We start from the raw sequence: 17,886 nt of genomic DNA, 5'->3' as shown, positions 1-17,886 counted from the left end.
TTTCTAGGGGGAGTATGGATGGATCGATTACAGTTTCACAATATGTCATTATCATGGCTAAACGGGGGTGTCACTTGCCTTGATGGTGGTGCAATGTTTGGTGTTGTACCAAAGCCACTTTGGTCACGTAAATATCCAGTAAATGAAAAAAATCAAGTGGAATTGCCGACAGAGCCTATCTTAATTCAATATGAAGGTAAAAACTATATTATTGATGCGGGTGTTGGTTTTAACAAATTAAATGAAAAACAATTGCGAAACTATGGTGTAACTGAAGAATCGACATTGGCTGATAGTTTACAAGAACTTGGTTTAACAACTGCAGATATTGATGTTGTATTAATGACACATTTACATTTCGATCATGCGGGTGGTTTAACACAGTGGGAAGATGATGTTTTAGTACCTACATTCCCAAATGCAAAAATCTATGTGACGAAGATTGAATGGGATGAAATGTGTGAGCCAAATATCCGTTCGAAAAACACCTATTGGAAAGAAAACTGGGAGCCAGTACAGCACTTAGTAGAAACCTATGAGGGCACTTTACAAGTAACGCCAGGTATCGAAATGATTCATACAGGTGGCCATAGTGATGGACATGCTATAATTAAATTAACACAAAATGGAGAAGTACTACTGCATATGGCGGATATTATGCCAACACATGCTCACCAAAATCCGTTATGGGTGTTAGCATATGACGATTATCCAATGACAAGTATATTTGCCAAAGAACGCATGATGAAAGAAGCATTAGAAAATAGCTACGGATTTATTTTCTATCATGATGCTTATTACCGCATGATTAAATGGGATACAACGGGCAAGGAAATTGTAGATAAGTTAGAACGCAGTAGACAAGCTGTTATTACATTCTAATGACTAGAACGTGTGAACTTTTTTGGGTTCATGCGTTTTTTTTTGTTTAAAAAGCTAGTAGTAGGACGTAATAGACGTTTAGATATTGTAGCTATTTTAGGAAATTATTTTGGTTTGGTGTGTAAAGTGCATGCTATTCCTACAGGGAAGCGGAACAATCAAAAACCAAACGTTACGATGCGACGAGGATGGTCAATGCTTTGGGAAAAATCTTTTGGGGCTTTTTTTTCGTGAACATTTTAGAAAATATGATACACTAAAAGCTATACTAAAACACAAAAGAGAGTTGAAATAACAATGGCAACTGAGCAACCATTTTTACCAGTACTATTAGGATCAGATATGAATGCATATGGCATGGCACGCGCGTTTTACGAAGCATACGGCATTAAACCACTTGTATTAGGACGTTCACATTTAACAGCTACACAGGATAGCCATATTCTTAATTTTCAAGAAATCGATCGTCTAAATGAACAGGACGTATTTGCACCTGCACTGGCAGAAGTGGCAAAAAAATATGCTGATAAAAATTTACTGCTACTTGCTTGTGGTGATGATTATGCAAAACTAATCATCAAAAACAAACCAGCATTACAGGAGCATTTTACAGTACCATATATCGACGAATCATTAATGGATGAAATTTTACTAAAAGAAAACTTCTATAAAATGTGTGAGAAGTATAATTTTAAGTATCCAGGAACGACAACAGTAACAGCAGAAAACTATCAATCCTTCACACCACCGTTTGAGTATCCAATTATTTTAAAGGCTTCGAACTCAGTGGAATATTGGGCTTGTACATTTCCAGGAAAGAAAAAAGTTTTCATAGCACATGATGAAGCAGAAAAAACAGCAATTTTAAAAGCAATCTATAGTTCAACTTACCAAGATACAATGATTATTCAAGAGTTCATCCCTGGCGATGATTCTTATATGCGTGTATTAAATGCGTATGTAGGAAAAGATGGCAAAGTGAAGTTGATGTGTCTTGGCAATCCTATTTTGGAAGAGCATTCTCCAGAAGGCATTGGTAGTTATGCAGCAATCGTCACAACATATGATAAAGAATTAATGGACCAGGTTCGCTTCTTCTTAGAGGATATCGGCTATACTGGTTTTGCAAATTTTGATATGAAATACGATATACGTGACAAACAGTATAAGTTGTTTGAAATTAATTTGCGCAATGGCCGCTCAAGTTATTATGTAACGGCAAGTGGACATAATTTAATGAAATATGTAGCGGACGATCATATGTTAAATGTTGAACAACAAGTAACCTATGTAGAGGACAAGCATTTGTGGATGATTATTCCTAAGGGAGTATTATTCAAATATGCATCGAATGAAAAACTTAAGCTGGAAGCACAAAAATTGATTCGTGAAGGAAAGTATACAAACTCACTTTACTTTAATGAGGATATGAATGCGAAACGTTGGGTGAAGCTAACGTTAAATAACTTAAACTATTACCGAAAATACAAAAAGTACTTCAATAATAAAGGACTATCTGAGTAAAAAGAAGAAGTCTAAAAAAGTCCTTCAAACAATAACATCCGCCTTACTATATGGTGAAAATCCCCGGGCAATGAGCCGCATCGCTTGCTAACGCTCCCTGCTAGGTCTCATGCTCTTGCTTTTCCCACAGAGGTCTACGCGGATTTATACTTTGCATCAAAAAATAGCATACTTGGATACCTCTGAGCATGTTGTTTTTACTTTTGAGACAACCCCTTTTCAGATTGACGACAAAAGGTATTCGGAATGTGATCATTCCGAATACCTTTTATAGTAGTTGCAAATAGCCCCCATTAACGACAGTAGTACTATGTATCGAATCAATAATGATATGGTCAGCACTCAATAATCCTTGACCGCAAGTTCTTTTAAAATGTGGAAATGTAGCTGAGTTTTGAAAGCGACGTTCATAATTTTTACTGATAGACGTACACTCGTTGATTGGAGTGTAGGCGACGACTTCTGCAAAAAATAGCATGAGTTGAAGGCCAGCAGGAGCCTAGCAACGAGGAGACTGAAGCCATGACCGCGAAAGGCGTCCGCTAGCGGAAATCAACGGATTCCTATAGATCCTTCTATTTGAAAAAACTGTAAGAAAACTCAATTATTTTTTGAGTTTGTCTACAGGCTGAAAGGGGGTGTCTCATTCATTTGAGACACCCCCCTTTTCTGCGAAAATGCGGCAAAAAGATTAAATTTCTTAGCATTAGCATCGCCATATTGGATATTTAATGTAGCTTATCTCGCATGAATTGAAGATTAAAGTGTCACTATTATAATTCAATTAGTTCTACAACAACGCCAGAGCGTGCGTCTGCAGCGAATTCGAATGTTTGCATTTCGCCCTCATACATGCGTGAAATACCACCACGATAAACAGGAATCGTCATGAAACCATTCGTAAAATTATCTGTTTTCATATAAATCCACGAACCGTCGATCGGTGCATCCTTTTTAAATTCTTTTTTTATGTTTTCAAGTACTTGTCCAGCAGGCACATATGGAGAAACTTTTTCACTTGCTTCTTTAATAATGACTGCGGCGGCTAGGCCTGTTGCAACACCAATTAAAAAATCACGTAATTTCATGGTTTTATCCTCCTTTTCCTATAACATCATTTTATCATAGCACAGAGAGTGAATGCACGTTCATACTGGGGGACTTTTATGAAATATATCAATATTTCGACTTCGGAAATAAGTGTGATACAATAGCAAGGAAGAATATTCTACTTCGTGGGGAGAGAGTCATCATGAATGAGGAAACATTACAATTATTTAAAACATTAACAGAGTTACCAGGTGCACCGGGCAATGAACATGCAGTACGCGCGTTCATGCGTTCTGAGTTAGTGAAATACTCTGATGAAATTATTCAAGATAATTTAGGTGGTATTTTTGGCGTAAGACATAGTGAAATAGCTGATGCACCGAAAATTTTAGTAGCAGGTCATATGGATGAAGTGGCATTTATGGTCACATCGATTACGGACAACGGTATGATTCGTTTTCAAACATTGGGCGGCTGGTGGAATCAAGTAATGCTGGCACAGCGTGTTGAATTGTTTACAAAAAATGGGCCTATTCCTGGTGTAGTGTCATCGATTCCACCACATTTATTAACAGATGCTGAGCGAGCAAAGCCGATGGATATGAAAAACATGTTAATAGATGTTGGAGCTGATAGTAAAGAAGATGCTATTGCAATTGGTGTTCGTCCAGGCCAATCCATCATACCTGTATGTCCATTTACACCGATGGCCAATCCTAAAAAAATAATGGCAAAAGCTTGGGATAACCGATATGGCTGTGGACTAGCTATTGAGTTAATGAAAGAAGTAAAGAATGAAAAGTTAGCTTGTCATTTATATTCCGGCGCAAATGTGATGGAAGAGGTTGGGCTTCGAGGTGCTCAAGTATCAGCGAATATGATTAAACCAGATTTATTCTTTGCTTTAGATGCTTCACCTGCAAATGATGTATCTGGTGATAAAAATCAATTCGGTCAGCTTGGTAAAGGTACGTTACTACGCATTCTTGATCGCTCAATGGTAACGCACCGTGGAATGCGTGAGTTTATTTTAGATACAGCGGAGTCTAATCATATTCCATATCAATATTTTGTATCACAAGGTGGTACAGATGCTGGCCGTGTGCACACTGCAAATGATGGTGTTCCTAGTGCTGTAATTGGGGTTTGTTCACGCTATATTCATACCTCAGCAGCTATTATCCATATTGATGATTATGCTGCAGCGAAAGCATTAATTGTAGAGTTAGTGAAAAAAGCAGATCGATCGACATTAGAGACGATTCGAGCTAATGTGTAAAGAAACATGAGAGATGCCATAATTGGCATCTCTTTCTATATATAGAAAGAGGGATTTTCATGAACATAGCAATTGGTACAACAAATAAAGCAAAAACTAAAGCAGTAGAAGTTATCGTTAAACAATATTTTGAAAAAGCTGTTTTTACATATGTCAAGGCTTCCTCTGAAGTGTCTGAACAACCTATAACTACAGAAGAAACACGACAAGGAGCGATTAATCGTGCGAAAAATTCATTGCATGCAACTGGCGCAGCATTATCTTTTGGCCTTGAAGGTGGTGTCACTGAAATTGAAGGTGAAATGTACATCTGTAACTGGGGGTCTCTTGCTTTAGCGGATGGTACAATTTTTACGGCTGCTGGTGCACAAATTATATTACCAAAGGAAATTGCCCAGGAAATAATAGCTGGGAAGGAGCTTGGTCCTGTTATGGAAGCATACACAAAGCGTCTGGATATTCGTCAAGGTGCGGGTGCTGTAGGTATTTTTACGCGAGGAATAGTAAGCCGCCAGTCTATGTTTGAGCATATTGTCGCGCTGTTGGTTGGACAATATTTGTTCACATTAGCAGCTGAATAGTGTCTTCGGACTAGTGATAATGGAGCAGAGTAGTTGCAACTTTACTGAAATTTTTTTAAAATAAAAAAAAGTTAGCAATGAAAGGAAGATAGAAATGTCTCGTAAGTGGCTACAAGCATTGACTTTAATGCTTTTGATTTTGGGACTTTCTGGCTGCAATCAATCTGTTGATGAACAAATTGCAAGTGGACTTAAAATAACGGAAACTGTTTTTGCAGAGAAGCCAGAAGAACATACAGATAAAATTGGGCATATCCAATTGTTTCTACCAACTAAATTTAAAATCGAGGACAGTTCAGATAAATATAATATTTTAATATCTAAGGGCAAGGAATCTTATATTCTTTTCATCAATGATAGTGAAGATTCAGACAGCAAACTCTATTATAATTTACTAAAAGAAGATAGTTCCAAAGAAATTATTAAAGAAAATACTTATGAGAAGGATGATAGTTTCGGATTTTCAGCGATTTCTAAAACTGAGAAAGATGATGAATTTGAGCTAGTTGTCAGTAGCGGCGGCGTAAAAATGACAACCATTTCAAAGTCTCAAAATATTGAAGATAATCTACATGAGATGACGAAAATCGTTCATTCGGTTAAGATTAAATAATTGCATAGTTTTGAACAAGACGGTTCACAAACATGTGAGCCGTTTCATTTTGAACTTTATTCAGTATTCAGTGGGTTTCCAAACACCTACAGGCTAAAATTTAAGCCTTTGGTGGATGTCGCGGATTTTAAAGGGAATAAATTTATTATGGATGGTAGCCCATCTGCGCCGCTTGCGAGCAATAACTTAGCTACCAGAAAGCTAGCGGCAGGCGCAATGGCTATACGCCACGTCTCGTGGTTTTACTGAAATGACTGACATCTTGTCTGCCATTGTGCAGGCCTACCAGTGCAAAGCTAAATTTGGACGCATTACGGCGAAGCGTATTCACATAGAAAGGACGTGAACTAGATGAAACAAATAAAATCAGAACAACTAATATCTCTATTGAAAAAACAATTAAATGAGCAAATATTTGATTTTGAATTCGATAAAAAGCATGATAAATTGCGCTTAAATCATAAAAAAATAGGCAAAGGGATGGAGCTTTCTTTACCAGGTATTATAGCGAAATACAGTGAAAAGCAAGAGGTGGCAATCAATGAAGTGGTTTATACAATTGAGCAAACCTTCACGGCAATGGAGCAGGAAATGGAACAAGGGTTCCAAACATCTACACAAATTTACCCAGTGATACGTGCAACATCCTATCCACAAGCATCAAAAGAGGGGCATGCATTTATTACTACGGAACATACGGCAGAAACGCGGATTTTTTATGCACTTGATTTAGGAAAAACATATCGCTTTATTGATGAGTCAATGTTAGAGGCATTGCAATTGACAATAGAGCAGATTCGTGAAATGGCACGTTTTTCGGTCAAGCAGTTACCGACAGTCTATAAGAAAGATGAAGTGGCTGGAAATTTCTTTTATTTTGTTAATGTCAACGATGGCTATGATGCAAGTCGTATTTTAAATGAAAACTTTTTAAAAGACATGCGTGGACAAATAGAGGGGGATATGACGATATCTGTCCCTCATCAAGATGTATTAATACTAGGTGATATTCGTAATGAAACAGGTTATGATGTATTAGCACAGATGACGATGCATTTCTTTACTGTCGGAACAGTACCGATTACGTCGTTATCATTTATATATGAAGACGGTGACTTAGAACCGATCTTTATTCTAGCGAAAAACAGAGTGAAAAAGGAGCAAGAAGAACAATGAATGTATTTTACAACAAAGCGTATGTAGGAGACGTATTATTAGTGCAATTAGCGACAGAGGCAATTGTGAAAACAGTGGTTGAACGTGCTGGCGATATTGCCATTTTAAAAGAAGCTCAAACAGGAGAGATTAAAGCTTTTAACCTATTTAATGCAAGCAATTATGTACAAACAGAAGCTCAAGGTAATGTCGAAGTTACACCAGAATTTGTAGCACAACTAGAGGCTGCTATTACAAAAAATGGCGCTACAATCAGTCTTGATGTTGATTTTTCACCAAAATTCGTGGTGGGCTATGTGGAAACAAAGGAAAAACATCCAAATGCTGATAAGTTAAGTATTTGTACTGTAAATGTAGGTGACAAGAACTTACAAATTGTTTGTGGAGCACCGAATGTTGAAGCTGGTCAGAAAGTAGTAGTAGCCAAAGTTGGAGCAGTTATGCCTTCAGGTATGCTCATTAAAGAAGGTAATTTACGAGGCGTCGATTCATTCGGGATGTTATGCTCGGCTCGTGAATTAGCGATTCCAAATGCACCGTCTGAAAAAGGAATCTTAGTATTACCAGAAGAAGCGGAAATTGGCAGTGCTTTTGAAGCGCCAACTCGTTAAAAGTATATTATATATGCAAAAATCGTTATGTTACCAATGTTGTTGGTAGCGTAACGATTTTTTTGTGAAGGTTGGGCCTATAAATGCAAGTTTCTATAACACTTTTATGGTATGCTTTTTTATATAGACGTAGCTTTGTTTTTAAAAGGCTCTCTTTTGAAATCATAGACAACGCTATAAACGAAGTGTATGAGAAATGAGTGAAACAACGTGAATTGGTTTAAAAAACAAATAGATAAAATTTTAAATAGAGATGACTATGAATATGAAGATAACTATGAATATGAAAACTATCAGGAACAACATGAGCAACAACAATCGTTGAAAGAAAACCCTGTAAATAAGCAAAAGACCTTTCGTTTTCCATTAATTGAAGACAAAGAAGCGGAGTCATCAAATGAACCAAAAGAGGCATTCAATCAAATGGACGATGCTTATTATGGACAAATTGAAGATTTATCGTTACCGAAGCATTTACATAATCATATCGTAGATTCACGAGTTTACGATGTGGAGGTTTCGGGGATTCGTGAGCTTTTAGAAAATCGTACAAAACGTACAGGTCGAACGACAATTACACGAAGTCAGCCAGAGCAAGAGAATCGTTCAAAGGCACGGATGATTTTTCGTGATGCACAATATGAACCGGTTATTCAAAAGGAGGCTGCTCCTCCTAAGAAAGAACCGACTGTTGAAAGTAGTTTACCACCGAATCGTAAACGTTTTGTACCAACGGATGTACCTTCTCCAGTGTATGGCTTCGCTAAGCCAAGCCCAATTGAGCAATTATTAAACAAACGTATGGAAGAAAATGATGCTGAAAGACCTTCAACACCTGCGACTGTAAAAGAAACGACAACAAATGAGGCGATTGAAAATATACTAGTAGAAAAAGTGCCTAGCCTGACACGAAATGATGTAATTGATCGGGTTAATGAGCCTAACGATATGGAAGCTACACCACAACAAACGAAAACAATTAATGAAGATCAGGCTGAAAAAAAACAAACGATTACATTTGATGCAGATTATGACGCACAGAAGCAACCAATTACTTTTGATGAAGTTCAAGCTGAAGAAAAACTTCAAACAAAAGACCTTTCTAATATGGCAGTACCGCCAACGACATCGTTCGCAGTCGGTTTTGAAGAGCAAGTGAAGGAAGCTGTACAGCAAGAACTCGCTCTCGATCAACTCTCTGCAAATGAATCTGATATTCATGTGAAAGAAGTTATTGTGGAACAAGTACAAATAGAAAACTCAACAATCCACATTGGTGAAGTGACAGTTGTACAGCCGACCGCAGATGAGGAAGCAGAGCAAGCGGTTTTGGATGAGCAAGCTAATAAAGCAACAATTAAACAAGAAAAAAGCCGCATTCCTTTTAATGTTTTAATGTTAAAAACGGATAAAGAGAAGTGGCAAAACCGCCAACAGCTTAAGGATACACCACAATTTATTTCTGATGATATTCATAGGACGGTAGCGATGCCAAATAATGAAAACGTTGAGTCAGCTGTGGCAATGCCAAATAATGAAAACGTTGAATCGGCTGTAGCGATGCCAAATAATGAAAACGTTGAATCGGCTGTAGCGATGCCAAATAATGAAAACGTTGAAACAGCTGTGGCAATGCCAAATAATGAAAACGTTGAATCGGCTGTAGCGATGCCAAATAATGAAAACGTTGAATCGGCTATAGCGATGCCAAATAATGAAAACGTTGAAACAGCTGTGGCAATGCCAAATAATGAAAACGTTGAATCAGCTGTAGCGATGCCAAATAATGAAAACGTTAAATCAGCTGTTGCTATTCCAAATAATGAAAACGTTAAGACAACTGAATCTATTCATATTACTGAAAACGTTAAGTCAACTGAAGAAGTATCAGAGTCTGCTTCGTCGTCTGTGATGAAGGAAACAGAGCTCACTCTTCCAAAGATGGAATCTGTAAATACAGCACTAGAAAGAGTAGCAGAGATTACAATGTCGCCTGTAGCAACAATGGACCGCCCATCAACTGTAGAAAATACAGCGATGGAGGTAGTAGAAGGAGCCGATGAAATTGCAGCGACTTCACTAATGGATGCAAAGGTAATTACTGCTCAAGCATTTGTAGAAGAAAAGATTGATATCCCAAGTGTTCTGGGGAATGCTGAAATAGTTGAGGATATGCCACAAGAGCAGTCTCAAATGATTGAAGTGTTACCTGAAAAGGAAGAGCCAGCCGTTAAACCTTTGAAACCTGTTCGAGTGTATCATAAACCAGGTGAAGAGTTTTTAGAACCGCCTGAGGAAAAAACACAAGACACTGAGTGGATGGAACAACAGGGAGATACATTAGTCGAAGCTCTTTCTTATTTCCAGGTATCAGCTCAAATTGAATCTATTATGCAAGGGCCAGCTGTTACGCAATTTGAAATAACAGTAAGTCATGGAACAAAGGTAAGTAAAATACGTAACCTAGCTGATGATTTGAAGCTAGCATTAGCAGCAAAAGACATCCGTATTCAAGCACCGATTCCTGGTAAAAGTTCAATTGGCATAGAAATTCCAAACCGCGTATCTCGAGCTGTTCGATTATCAGAAGTGACAAATAGTGCTTCCTTCCTCGACTCGGATTCACCGCTTGAAGCAGCACTAGGGCTGGATTTAACAGGAAAGCCAGTAACGATTGATTTACGAAAAATGCCACACGGCTTAATTGCCGGAGCTACAGGCTCAGGGAAGTCAGTTTGTATTAATTCTATTTTAGTTAGCTTATTATATAAGGCTGCACCACATGAGTTAAAACTTATGCTGATTGATCCCAAAATGGTAGAGCTTGCTCCGTTTAATCATATTCCTCACTTGGTCAGCCCGGTTATTACAGATGTTAAGGCTGCAACAGCGGCATTAAAATGGGCAGTTGAGGAGATGGAGCGTCGTTATCAGTTATTTGCGCATGCAGGTGCGCGTGACATCACACGCTATAATGCATTAGCCGATAAAAATAATGAGCATAGTTTAAAATTACCTTATATTTTAATTGTCATTGATGAGCTAGCCGATTTAATGATGATGTCTCCTGCAGATGTGGAGGAGGCCATTTGTCGTATTGCCCAAAAGGCACGTGCTTGTGGTATTCATTTAATTGTTGCAACACAAAGACCGTCTGTGGACGTTATTACAGGGCTCATCAAATCAAATATCCCCACACGTATTGCCTTCGCGGTGTCTTCACAAATTGATTCGCGAACAATATTAGATGGGCAAGGAGCGGAAAGATTACTTGGACGAGGCGATATGCTATATTTAGGTAATGGAATGTCTGCACCAGTACGTTTACAAGGGACATTTGTGACAGATGATGAAATAGAAGCAATCATAGACCATGTTCGTGAGCAAGGTGAACCGGATTATATTTTCGATCAAGAGGAGCTTTTAAAGAAAATTGAAGTTTCCGCAGAGCAAGATGATCTATTTGAAGATGTATGTCGATTTGTTTATGAACAAGGTGGAGCCTCTACGTCCCTAATTCAACGTAAGTATCATATCGGTTATAACCGTGCTGCACGGTTAATTGATATGTTAGAATCTCATGGTTTTGTGTCAGAGGCAAGAGGTAGTAAACCGCGTGAAAGTTATATTACCGAGCAAGATTTAATTGCTATGTTTGAATAATAATCGCAGTGTTTTCGTCTAGATTATCTGACTTTCGTCAAATTTAGTTTTTTTAGAAAAGTTGCACATTTATCCTTGTGCATAAATAGTGCTATAATAGACAAGATGTTTTGATTAGTACGTATTTTTTCGTGCTTGAAAAGGTATTAATACCTAATATTTGGAGCATAAAAAATATGCTACACCTTAATAGATGATAGATGGGATTTAGTATTTCCCGGGGGGTTTAATTAATGACAGTTTTTCATTTCACAGGCATTAAAGGTTCTGGCATGAGTTCACTTGCACAAATCTTATTCGATGCTGGTGAACAAGTACAGGGCTCAGACATTGATAAGTATTTTTTCACGGAGCAACCGTTACGTGATCGTAATATTCCAATTTTTACATTTGATGCAGATAATATTAAACAAGGTATGACGGTAATTGCGGGAAATGCCTTTCCTGACGAACATCCTGAATTAGTGCGTGCGCGTGAAATCGGTGTTGAAATTATTCGTTATCACAAGTTTTTAGGCGATTATATTGGAAATTACACATCAATTGCAATTACGGGTGCACATGGTAAAACATCTACTACGGGTTTAATGGCCCATGTTGTAGGTGGCTATAAACCAACATCCTATTTAATCGGTGATGGTACAGGTGCTGGACATGAGGATGCAGCCTTCTTTGTGATGGAAGCATGTGAATACCGTCGACACTTTTTAGCGTATAATCCGGATTACGCAGTAATGACTAATATTGATTTTGATCATCCAGATTATTTTGCAAACATAGAAGATGTATATTCAGCTTTCCAATCACTTGCATTACAAGTGAAAAATGCCATCATTGCATGTGGTGATGATGAACATCTTCAACGTATTCAAGCGAAAGTACCTGTTGTTTATTATGGATTTGGTGCTGAAAATGATTTTGAAGCACGTAATGTCGAAAAAACAACAGAGGGTACAACATTTGATGTTTTTGTTCGTAATGAGTTTTATAGCACTTTCTTTATTCCGTTATTTGGTGATCACGCGGTATTAAATACTTTAGCTGTCATTACACTTTGTCAATATGAAGGTATCTCACCAGAGATTATTCAAGAGCGTCTGAACACATATAAAGGTGTAAAAAGACGTTTCACAGAAACGAATATTGGCAATAATGTATTAATAGATGATTACGCACACCATCCAACAGAAATTCGTGCGACGATCCAATCAGCTCGTCAAAAGTTTCCTGAACGTGAACTTGTAGCTATTTTCCAACCGCACACATTTACACGTACACAAGCATTTTTACAAGACTTTGCTGATAGTTTGAGCCTTGCAGACACAGCCTATTTATGTGATATATTCGGTTCGGCAAGAGAGACACAAGGTGCCCTTTCAATTCAAGATTTAGCTTCACTGATTGAGGGAAGTGCTGTGATTACTACGGAAGGCATTGATGTGTTAATGAAGCATGAAGGCGCTGTATTTTTATTTATGGGTGCTGGGGATGTCCATAAATTCCAAGATGCTTTTGAAAAATTGCTAAAATGATTCACAACAGTTTTATATGGCAATAGGATAGTGTAACGTATCGGCACAAGTAACAGTCCCTGCTTCTAAAAGTGACAAAATTACTTCTAGCCGTAATGATAGAACAACGAAACAGCTTAATCCGCAAGGGATAAGCTGTTTTTTCTCAAAAATGAGAAGGAATTCAGTTTTTTTTGTCGAAGATAGGGAAAGTAATAGTAATGTAATTCTTACTAGCGGGAGGTCTTTGTATGGAAGTTATTTTGTATATTGCTGCAATTATTGCGGCGATCGGTTTTTTAGTTTTATGTGTGAGCATCGGTATGACGTTATTTTCACTCAAATCGATTCTTAATAGTTTAGCGGGTACTTTAAGTGGCATCGAGGGACAAATGGAAGGTATTACACGCGAAACGACTTCTTTATTATCCAAAACAAATAGCTTAGCTGAGGATATTCAAGATAAATCTAAACAGTTAAATTCTGTTGTTCATGCAGTCAAAGGAATTGGGGACTCTGTGAACGGTTTAAATACTTCGGTACAGCAAATTACTTCATCTATCTCAAAAAATATTGAGCAAAATGAAGAAAAAATTGCACAGGTTGTTCAATGGAGTAATGTTGCAATGGGCATTGCAGATAAGTGGAAGAAGCGTAAAATAATCGATCAAGCTCAAGAAGTTGTGCAAGAAGACCCATATTCTTACGAAACAATATATGAGGACAAGCCGAAAAGAAAATGGGGTCGTAAAAAATAATTATTATTTGGATGGCATTTACCTGCTATCTGAATAAAAATAAAGCCTCATGCGTATGTTTATTTGTCGGACACAAGAAATGCTGGCATAAATACGCCAAGGCGCAATAGATAAATGGGGAGGAATTGTAGCATGACAACTCAAAAACCGAATTTTAATGAAGTGAAAGAACAACAATTAGAAAGTTCATTGCCACAGCTTTATCATTCACAAGAATCAATCTATGAAGAGGAGCGTGTGAACATGAAAGATTTTGTCATTGGCGCATTAGTTGGAGGTATTGTAGGGGCTGCTGCAGGCTTATTACTAGCTCCGAAACCAGGCAAAGATTTACGTAGTGATGTGGCTGTACAAGCTGTTAACTTAAAAGATAAGAGTGCGGATTTATCATTAACAGCTAAAGATAAAACTGTTCAGTTATCAAAACAAATTCAAGAGCAATCTACACAATTGGTAGAAAAAGTAAAAACATTGAAATCTGCAAAGGTGCCAACTGTTTTTGACGATGGTACTGTTTCGTTTGAGGGTGAAGAGCCACTTGAAGACTTCACCGATAAGTCAGATGCCAAAGCAGAAGACGCTGTAGAACAGGCTGTTGAAGATAAAGCTGAGGAAGTTCGTGCATAAATTTAACTAAAAAGGGGTACCGTACGTCATAACAAAGACGTATGGTATCCCTTTTTTCATTACAATGATAGGTGAGCTTCTTCAAGTAATATTTCTAATTTATCACCACCGAAGATTTCCGTGTCAAAACTTGCGGGCTGACCATTTCGGAGGATCGTAAAGTTGCCCTTAAATGTAGTTGGGAGTTGCCAGCTTGAGAAACGAAACACATCTTGATAAATCCAACGACTTTGATCTTTCTCTTTAAACGAAATTGTTGCTCCATTTGGCACTGTAGAAAGTGCTGGTATGATAACTTGATTGACAAACACTTCATGGGCCGTCTTATGTAGCTCTAAAATTTCTTTTTGAAAATGAATAATGATTTTATCCTCGAGTAAAATATTCATCTGATCAGCGATTCGTTGAACAGTCGGTAATGCTTGTTGCTGGAATTTAATAACATCGCCATTATGGACTGCATATGACAATTTGCATGGTTTATCATTTATCAATAAAGAGGGCGAAAACTCTGGTAAATACAGTGGCTTACCGTCAACATGAATATAATAAGATTCAAATCGTTTTAGTAAATCCCAATTATTTGTAAATTTAAATACGTTTTCGACTGTCTCAGCAATTTCAAAGGCAATAACGTCACGATCATTTAATACGCTATCGAGTGATGCTGGTGCACCATTGACAGTAATTTTTGGTTCAATAACATACTTTGTATCATGAATGGTAACTGTTTTGATCGCTGCATCATCAACAATATCTCGAACTGTCGCTTGTGCAGTTTGACCGTCCTGACCTTCTATCAATTGGATTGCATCGCTCGTTTTAATAGTGGTTTTAGTTGAGGCCTGTTGACCATTAACTAAAATTTGTGCTGGTTGTCCGTGGCCACCTGGTATGAAAATATCCTGTCCATTGACACTTACCGATAAACCATGACCGGGCTTGCCATACAATTGTTTGGCACGAATGTTGGCAGCTAAAAATGCGTCTCCAACTGTCATTTCCTTTAACTCAAATAGGCGTACAACTTGCTCATTAACAGTTAAACTCATATATTGGATGGGCATTTTCTTTGCGGCAATTGCAATACCAATAGGTGTGACTAATTCAGGTGAAGGCTTTATATGTTCTTCTTTTGTTAAGTTTTGTATTGCGTCAACACCACGTACCGCAATACGATTTGTAGGCAAATCGAGCACAAGACCAAGTTCTGTTGTAAGATCTGGAGTTAAACTCCCTCCGCCTACAAGCATGACTGCTTTTGGGGCAGTTCGATTGTTGAGACGTAAGATTTCTTCCCCAATGGCTTTTGCAAGTTGTTTAACAGCAGGTTCAATGGCTTTTAACACCTCGGCTTTTGCAAAATATTGATCAAAGCCTAATATATCTTGAATTAATATTTCGTCTTCAGTTTGTAGTTGACGCTTAGCCGTTTCTGCTACTGGGAAGTCTAGTAAATAATGGTCACTAAGGGCTTCCGTAATTTCATCACCTGCTGTTGGCACCATTCCATAGGCCACAACTGTACTTTTATCAGTAATCGCAATATCAGATGTCCCAGCGCCAATATCGACGAGCGCAACATTAAGGCGACGCATCGTTGGCGGAATTAGCACATTGATGGCAGCAATCGGCTCTAGTGTGAGTGCTTCCATTTCTAAATTGGCGCGTTTTAGTGCTGCAATGAGAGATTCCACCACTACGCGTGGTAAGAAGGTTGCAATCACTTCGATTTGTGCCTCGTCGCCTTGCTGATCGAGAAGACTACCAATTTCCTCACCATCAAGTCGATAATAAAGGACAGAATAGCCTACACAGTAATAGTGGCTCGTTTTTGCATCCTCTTTCTGCTGTAAAAGTTGCTGTTGTGCCTGTTGAACGGCTTGTAATTCTAAACGGCTAATATCTTCTTCTGTAAAAATAGGCCGATTGCGTATACTAATTGTCACACTCGCTTGTTCAGTTTTTAATGAACGACCGGCAGCAGCTACATTCACCTTTGTTAAAGGACCATGCTGTTCTTCCAGCTCATGTTTAATTTCATTGATTAAGTCTGCCACATACATGACATTATGTATTTGACCATCCACCATGGCCCGCTCTTTATGCTCTTTTACTAAAATATCCTGTACGTGATAATGGTCGTTATTTTCTACTAAAATAATGCCGACAACAGAACGTGTACCGATATCAAGCGCAAATAATTTTGAACTCAATGTAATCGCTTCCTTCCTTGATATATCTCAAAATAATTTAGCGAGTTGAAGCGCTAAATTAAAAATGCGTGACATTCTGAACAACATTGATTATAATAATGCTAATATCTAAAAATGTAACATACATTTCAGAGTTCTGAAAGTGTCTGTCATGGGAGAGGAGCAAGAAGCATGAGCCAGAAAGATTTAGAAAGCTTACGTAGTCAAATTGACGGATTAAACTTAGAAATTCTTCGTCTAATTAACGAACGTGCAGCAGTAGTAGATGAAATCGGTAAAATTAAAGAAAAACAAGGTGTGAATCGTTATGATCCACTGCGTGAACGACACATGCTTGATCTGATTAAAGAACATAACAACGGACCATTAAACCAAATGACGGTTGATTATATTTTTAAACAAATCTTCAAAACAGCACTAAAACAATTAGAGGCAGATAAAAAGAAAGAATTACTTGTATCTCGTAAGAAAAAATCAGAAGATACAATTATAAATATCAACGGTGAACTAATTGGCAAAGGAAAACCATCTTTTGTATTCGGTCCTTGTGCTGTTGAATCATACGAACAAGTAGCCGCTGTAGCAGAGTCTATTAAGGCGAAAGGCGAAAAACTTATTCGCGGTGGTGCATATAAACCGCGTACTTCTCCATATGACTTCCAAGGTCTTGGTTTAGAAGGACTTAAGATTTTAAAACGTGTATCTGAAGAATATGGTTTAGGTGTAATTACTGAAATTGTCACACCAGGTCATTTAGAAGAAGCACTAGAATATATTGATGTTATCCAAATTGGTGCACGTAATATGCAAAACTTCGAATTATTAAAAGCAGCGGGTGCAACGAACAAGCCTGTCCTTTTAAAACGTGGGTTAGCGGCAACAATTGATGAGTTCATTCATGCAGCAGAGTATATTATGTCTAAAGGAAATGAAAACATCATCCTTTGTGAACGTGGTATTCGTACGTACGAAAAAGCGACACGTAATACATTAGATATCTCAGCTGTACCAATTTTAAAACAAGAAACGCATTTACCGGTATTTGTAGATGTAACGCATTCAACTGGTCGACGTGATTTATTATTACCATGTGCGAAGGCAGCAATTGCTATCGGTGCAGATGGTGTAATGGCAGAGGTGCATCCAGATCCATCTGTAGCACTGTCTGATTCACAACAACAAATGGATATTCCGACATTCGATGCTTTCTACGAAACACTACAAAAATTCATGAAAAATCATGAGATCCATGCTTAATTTTTAATGTCATGATTTTAAAACCGTTTGTCATTTTTGACAGACGGTTTTTTTGTATTCTTTGAAAACCCCCTGCTATGCGGGGGGTTCCGGAAAGCTTTTAGCTATGGACAAAAAAAAAACTCCAATCGTACAATA

14 protein-coding genes are annotated in these 17,886 nt (G+C 37.8%); 12 read left to right on the top strand and 2 right to left on the bottom strand.

The features are described from left to right. Positions 1–18: 18 nt before the first annotated feature. Together ACOMCU_RS17930 and ACOMCU_RS17925 are read left to right on the top strand one after the other, a co-directional pair. Entirely contained in the window at positions 19–882 is an 864-nt protein-coding gene (locus ACOMCU_RS17930) for a YtnP family quorum-quenching lactonase (RefSeq protein ID WP_421050917.1), read from the top strand. Positions 883–1,179: 297 nt separating this feature from the next. Beyond that, the gene (locus ACOMCU_RS17925; protein WP_421050916.1) at positions 1,180–2,406 is read left to right on the top strand and encodes an ATP-grasp domain-containing protein; all 1,227 of its coding nucleotides are present in this window, start codon (positions 1,180–1,182) and stop codon (positions 2,404–2,406) included. 773 nt (positions 2,407–3,179) lie between these two features. Here the strand turns inward: ACOMCU_RS17925 and ACOMCU_RS17920 are convergent. After that, positions 3,180–3,494, bottom strand: coding sequence for a hypothetical protein (locus tag ACOMCU_RS17920; protein ID WP_010860237.1), 315 nt, complete (start codon positions 3,492–3,494; stop codon positions 3,180–3,182). Between the two features lie 164 nt (positions 3,495–3,658). On the opposite strand from ACOMCU_RS17920, the gene ACOMCU_RS17915 reads away from it, so the two are divergent. The 9 genes from ACOMCU_RS17915 (at position 3,659) to ACOMCU_RS17875 (ending at position 14,275) form a co-directional block, all read left to right on the top strand. Next, a complete protein-coding gene (locus ACOMCU_RS17915; protein ID WP_421050915.1) occupies positions 3,659–4,735 on the top strand; it encodes a M42 family metallopeptidase in 1,077 nt (358 codons plus the stop codon). 59 nt (positions 4,736–4,794) lie between these two features. Continuing rightward, positions 4,795–5,316 (top strand): DUF84 family protein, encoded by a 522-nt coding sequence (locus ACOMCU_RS17910; RefSeq protein WP_010860235.1) that lies wholly within the window; start codon positions 4,795–4,797, stop codon positions 5,314–5,316. Between the two features lie 94 nt (positions 5,317–5,410). Beyond that, the gene (locus ACOMCU_RS17905) at positions 5,411–5,929 is read left to right on the top strand and encodes a hypothetical protein (protein WP_421050914.1); all 519 of its coding nucleotides are present in this window, start codon (positions 5,411–5,413) and stop codon (positions 5,927–5,929) included. 351 nt (positions 5,930–6,280) lie between these two features. Next, positions 6,281–7,105, top strand: a complete 825-nt coding sequence (locus ACOMCU_RS17900) for a DUF1444 domain-containing protein (protein ID WP_421050913.1) — start codon at positions 6,281–6,283, stop codon at positions 7,103–7,105. Next, positions 7,102–7,716 carry a YtpR family tRNA-binding protein gene (gene ytpR, locus ACOMCU_RS17895; protein ID WP_010860233.1) on the top strand — a complete coding sequence of 205 codons (615 nt, stop codon included), beginning with the start codon at positions 7,102–7,104 and terminating at the stop codon, positions 7,714–7,716. The genes ACOMCU_RS17900 and ytpR overlap by 4 nt, the downstream gene beginning before the upstream one ends. Before the next feature lie 210 nt (positions 7,717–7,926). Beyond that, positions 7,927–11,379, top strand: a complete 3,453-nt coding sequence (locus ACOMCU_RS17890; protein ID WP_421050912.1) for a DNA translocase FtsK — start codon at positions 7,927–7,929, stop codon at positions 11,377–11,379. A gap of 233 nt (positions 11,380–11,612) precedes the next feature. Continuing rightward, positions 11,613–12,911 carry a UDP-N-acetylmuramate--L-alanine ligase gene (gene murC, locus ACOMCU_RS17885; RefSeq protein ID WP_010860231.1) on the top strand — a complete coding sequence of 433 codons (1,299 nt, stop codon included), beginning with the start codon at positions 11,613–11,615 and terminating at the stop codon, positions 12,909–12,911. 230 nt (positions 12,912–13,141) lie between these two features. Beyond that, the gene (locus ACOMCU_RS17880; protein ID WP_010860230.1) at positions 13,142–13,648 is read left to right on the top strand and encodes a DUF948 domain-containing protein; all 507 of its coding nucleotides are present in this window, start codon (positions 13,142–13,144) and stop codon (positions 13,646–13,648) included. Between the two features lie 132 nt (positions 13,649–13,780). Next, on the top strand, positions 13,781–14,275 hold the full coding sequence (locus tag ACOMCU_RS17875) for a YtxH domain-containing protein (RefSeq protein ID WP_036130671.1): 495 nt from the start codon (positions 13,781–13,783) through the stop codon (positions 14,273–14,275). A 59-nt stretch (positions 14,276–14,334) separates the two neighbouring features. Here the strand turns inward: ACOMCU_RS17875 and ACOMCU_RS17870 are convergent, their stop codons facing one another. Then, the gene (locus ACOMCU_RS17870; protein WP_421050911.1) at positions 14,335–16,491 is read right to left on the bottom strand and encodes a cell division protein; all 2,157 of its coding nucleotides are present in this window, start codon (positions 16,489–16,491) and stop codon (positions 14,335–14,337) included. Positions 16,492–16,662: 171 nt separating this feature from the next. Here ACOMCU_RS17870 and ACOMCU_RS17865 point away from each other — a divergent pair, with 171 nt between their 5' ends. After that, the gene (locus ACOMCU_RS17865) at positions 16,663–17,748 is read left to right on the top strand and encodes a bifunctional 3-deoxy-7-phosphoheptulonate synthase/chorismate mutase (protein WP_010860227.1); all 1,086 of its coding nucleotides are present in this window, start codon (positions 16,663–16,665) and stop codon (positions 17,746–17,748) included. Positions 17,749–17,886 lie beyond the last annotated feature (138 nt).

Source organism: Lysinibacillus sp. UGB7 (assembly GCF_049058285.1).
Taxonomy (GTDB): domain Bacteria; phylum Bacillota; class Bacilli; order Bacillales_A; family Planococcaceae; genus Lysinibacillus; species Lysinibacillus sphaericus_B.
The sequence above is the reverse complement of the archived record's forward strand: the minus strand, read 5'-3'. Positions and strand labels throughout refer to the sequence as shown.

Bases quoted from the DNA above. Each gene is read 5' to 3' on its own strand.
- ACOMCU_RS17930 (WP_421050917.1), top strand. From the start codon at position 19: ATGGATCGATTACAGTTTCACAATATGTCATTATCATGGCTAAACGGG.
- ACOMCU_RS17925 (WP_421050916.1), top strand. From the start codon at position 1,180: ATGGCAACTGAGCAACCATTTTTACCAGTACTATTAGGATCAGATATG.
- ACOMCU_RS17920 (WP_010860237.1), bottom strand. From the start codon at position 3,494: ATGAAATTACGTGATTTTTTAATTGGTGTTGCAACAGGCCTAGCCGCC.
- ACOMCU_RS17915 (WP_421050915.1), top strand. From the start codon at position 3,659: ATGAATGAGGAAACATTACAATTATTTAAAACATTAACAGAGTTACCA.
- ACOMCU_RS17910 (WP_010860235.1), top strand. From the start codon at position 4,795: ATGAACATAGCAATTGGTACAACAAATAAAGCAAAAACTAAAGCAGTA.
- ACOMCU_RS17905 (WP_421050914.1), top strand. From the start codon at position 5,411: ATGTCTCGTAAGTGGCTACAAGCATTGACTTTAATGCTTTTGATTTTG.
- ACOMCU_RS17900 (WP_421050913.1), top strand. From the start codon at position 6,281: ATGAAACAAATAAAATCAGAACAACTAATATCTCTATTGAAAAAACAA.
- ytpR (WP_010860233.1), top strand. From the start codon at position 7,102: ATGAATGTATTTTACAACAAAGCGTATGTAGGAGACGTATTATTAGTG.
- murC (WP_010860231.1), top strand. From the start codon at position 11,613: ATGACAGTTTTTCATTTCACAGGCATTAAAGGTTCTGGCATGAGTTCA.
- ACOMCU_RS17880 (WP_010860230.1), top strand. From the start codon at position 13,142: ATGGAAGTTATTTTGTATATTGCTGCAATTATTGCGGCGATCGGTTTT.
- ACOMCU_RS17875 (WP_036130671.1), top strand. From the start codon at position 13,781: ATGACAACTCAAAAACCGAATTTTAATGAAGTGAAAGAACAACAATTA.
- ACOMCU_RS17865 (WP_010860227.1), top strand. From the start codon at position 16,663: ATGAGCCAGAAAGATTTAGAAAGCTTACGTAGTCAAATTGACGGATTA.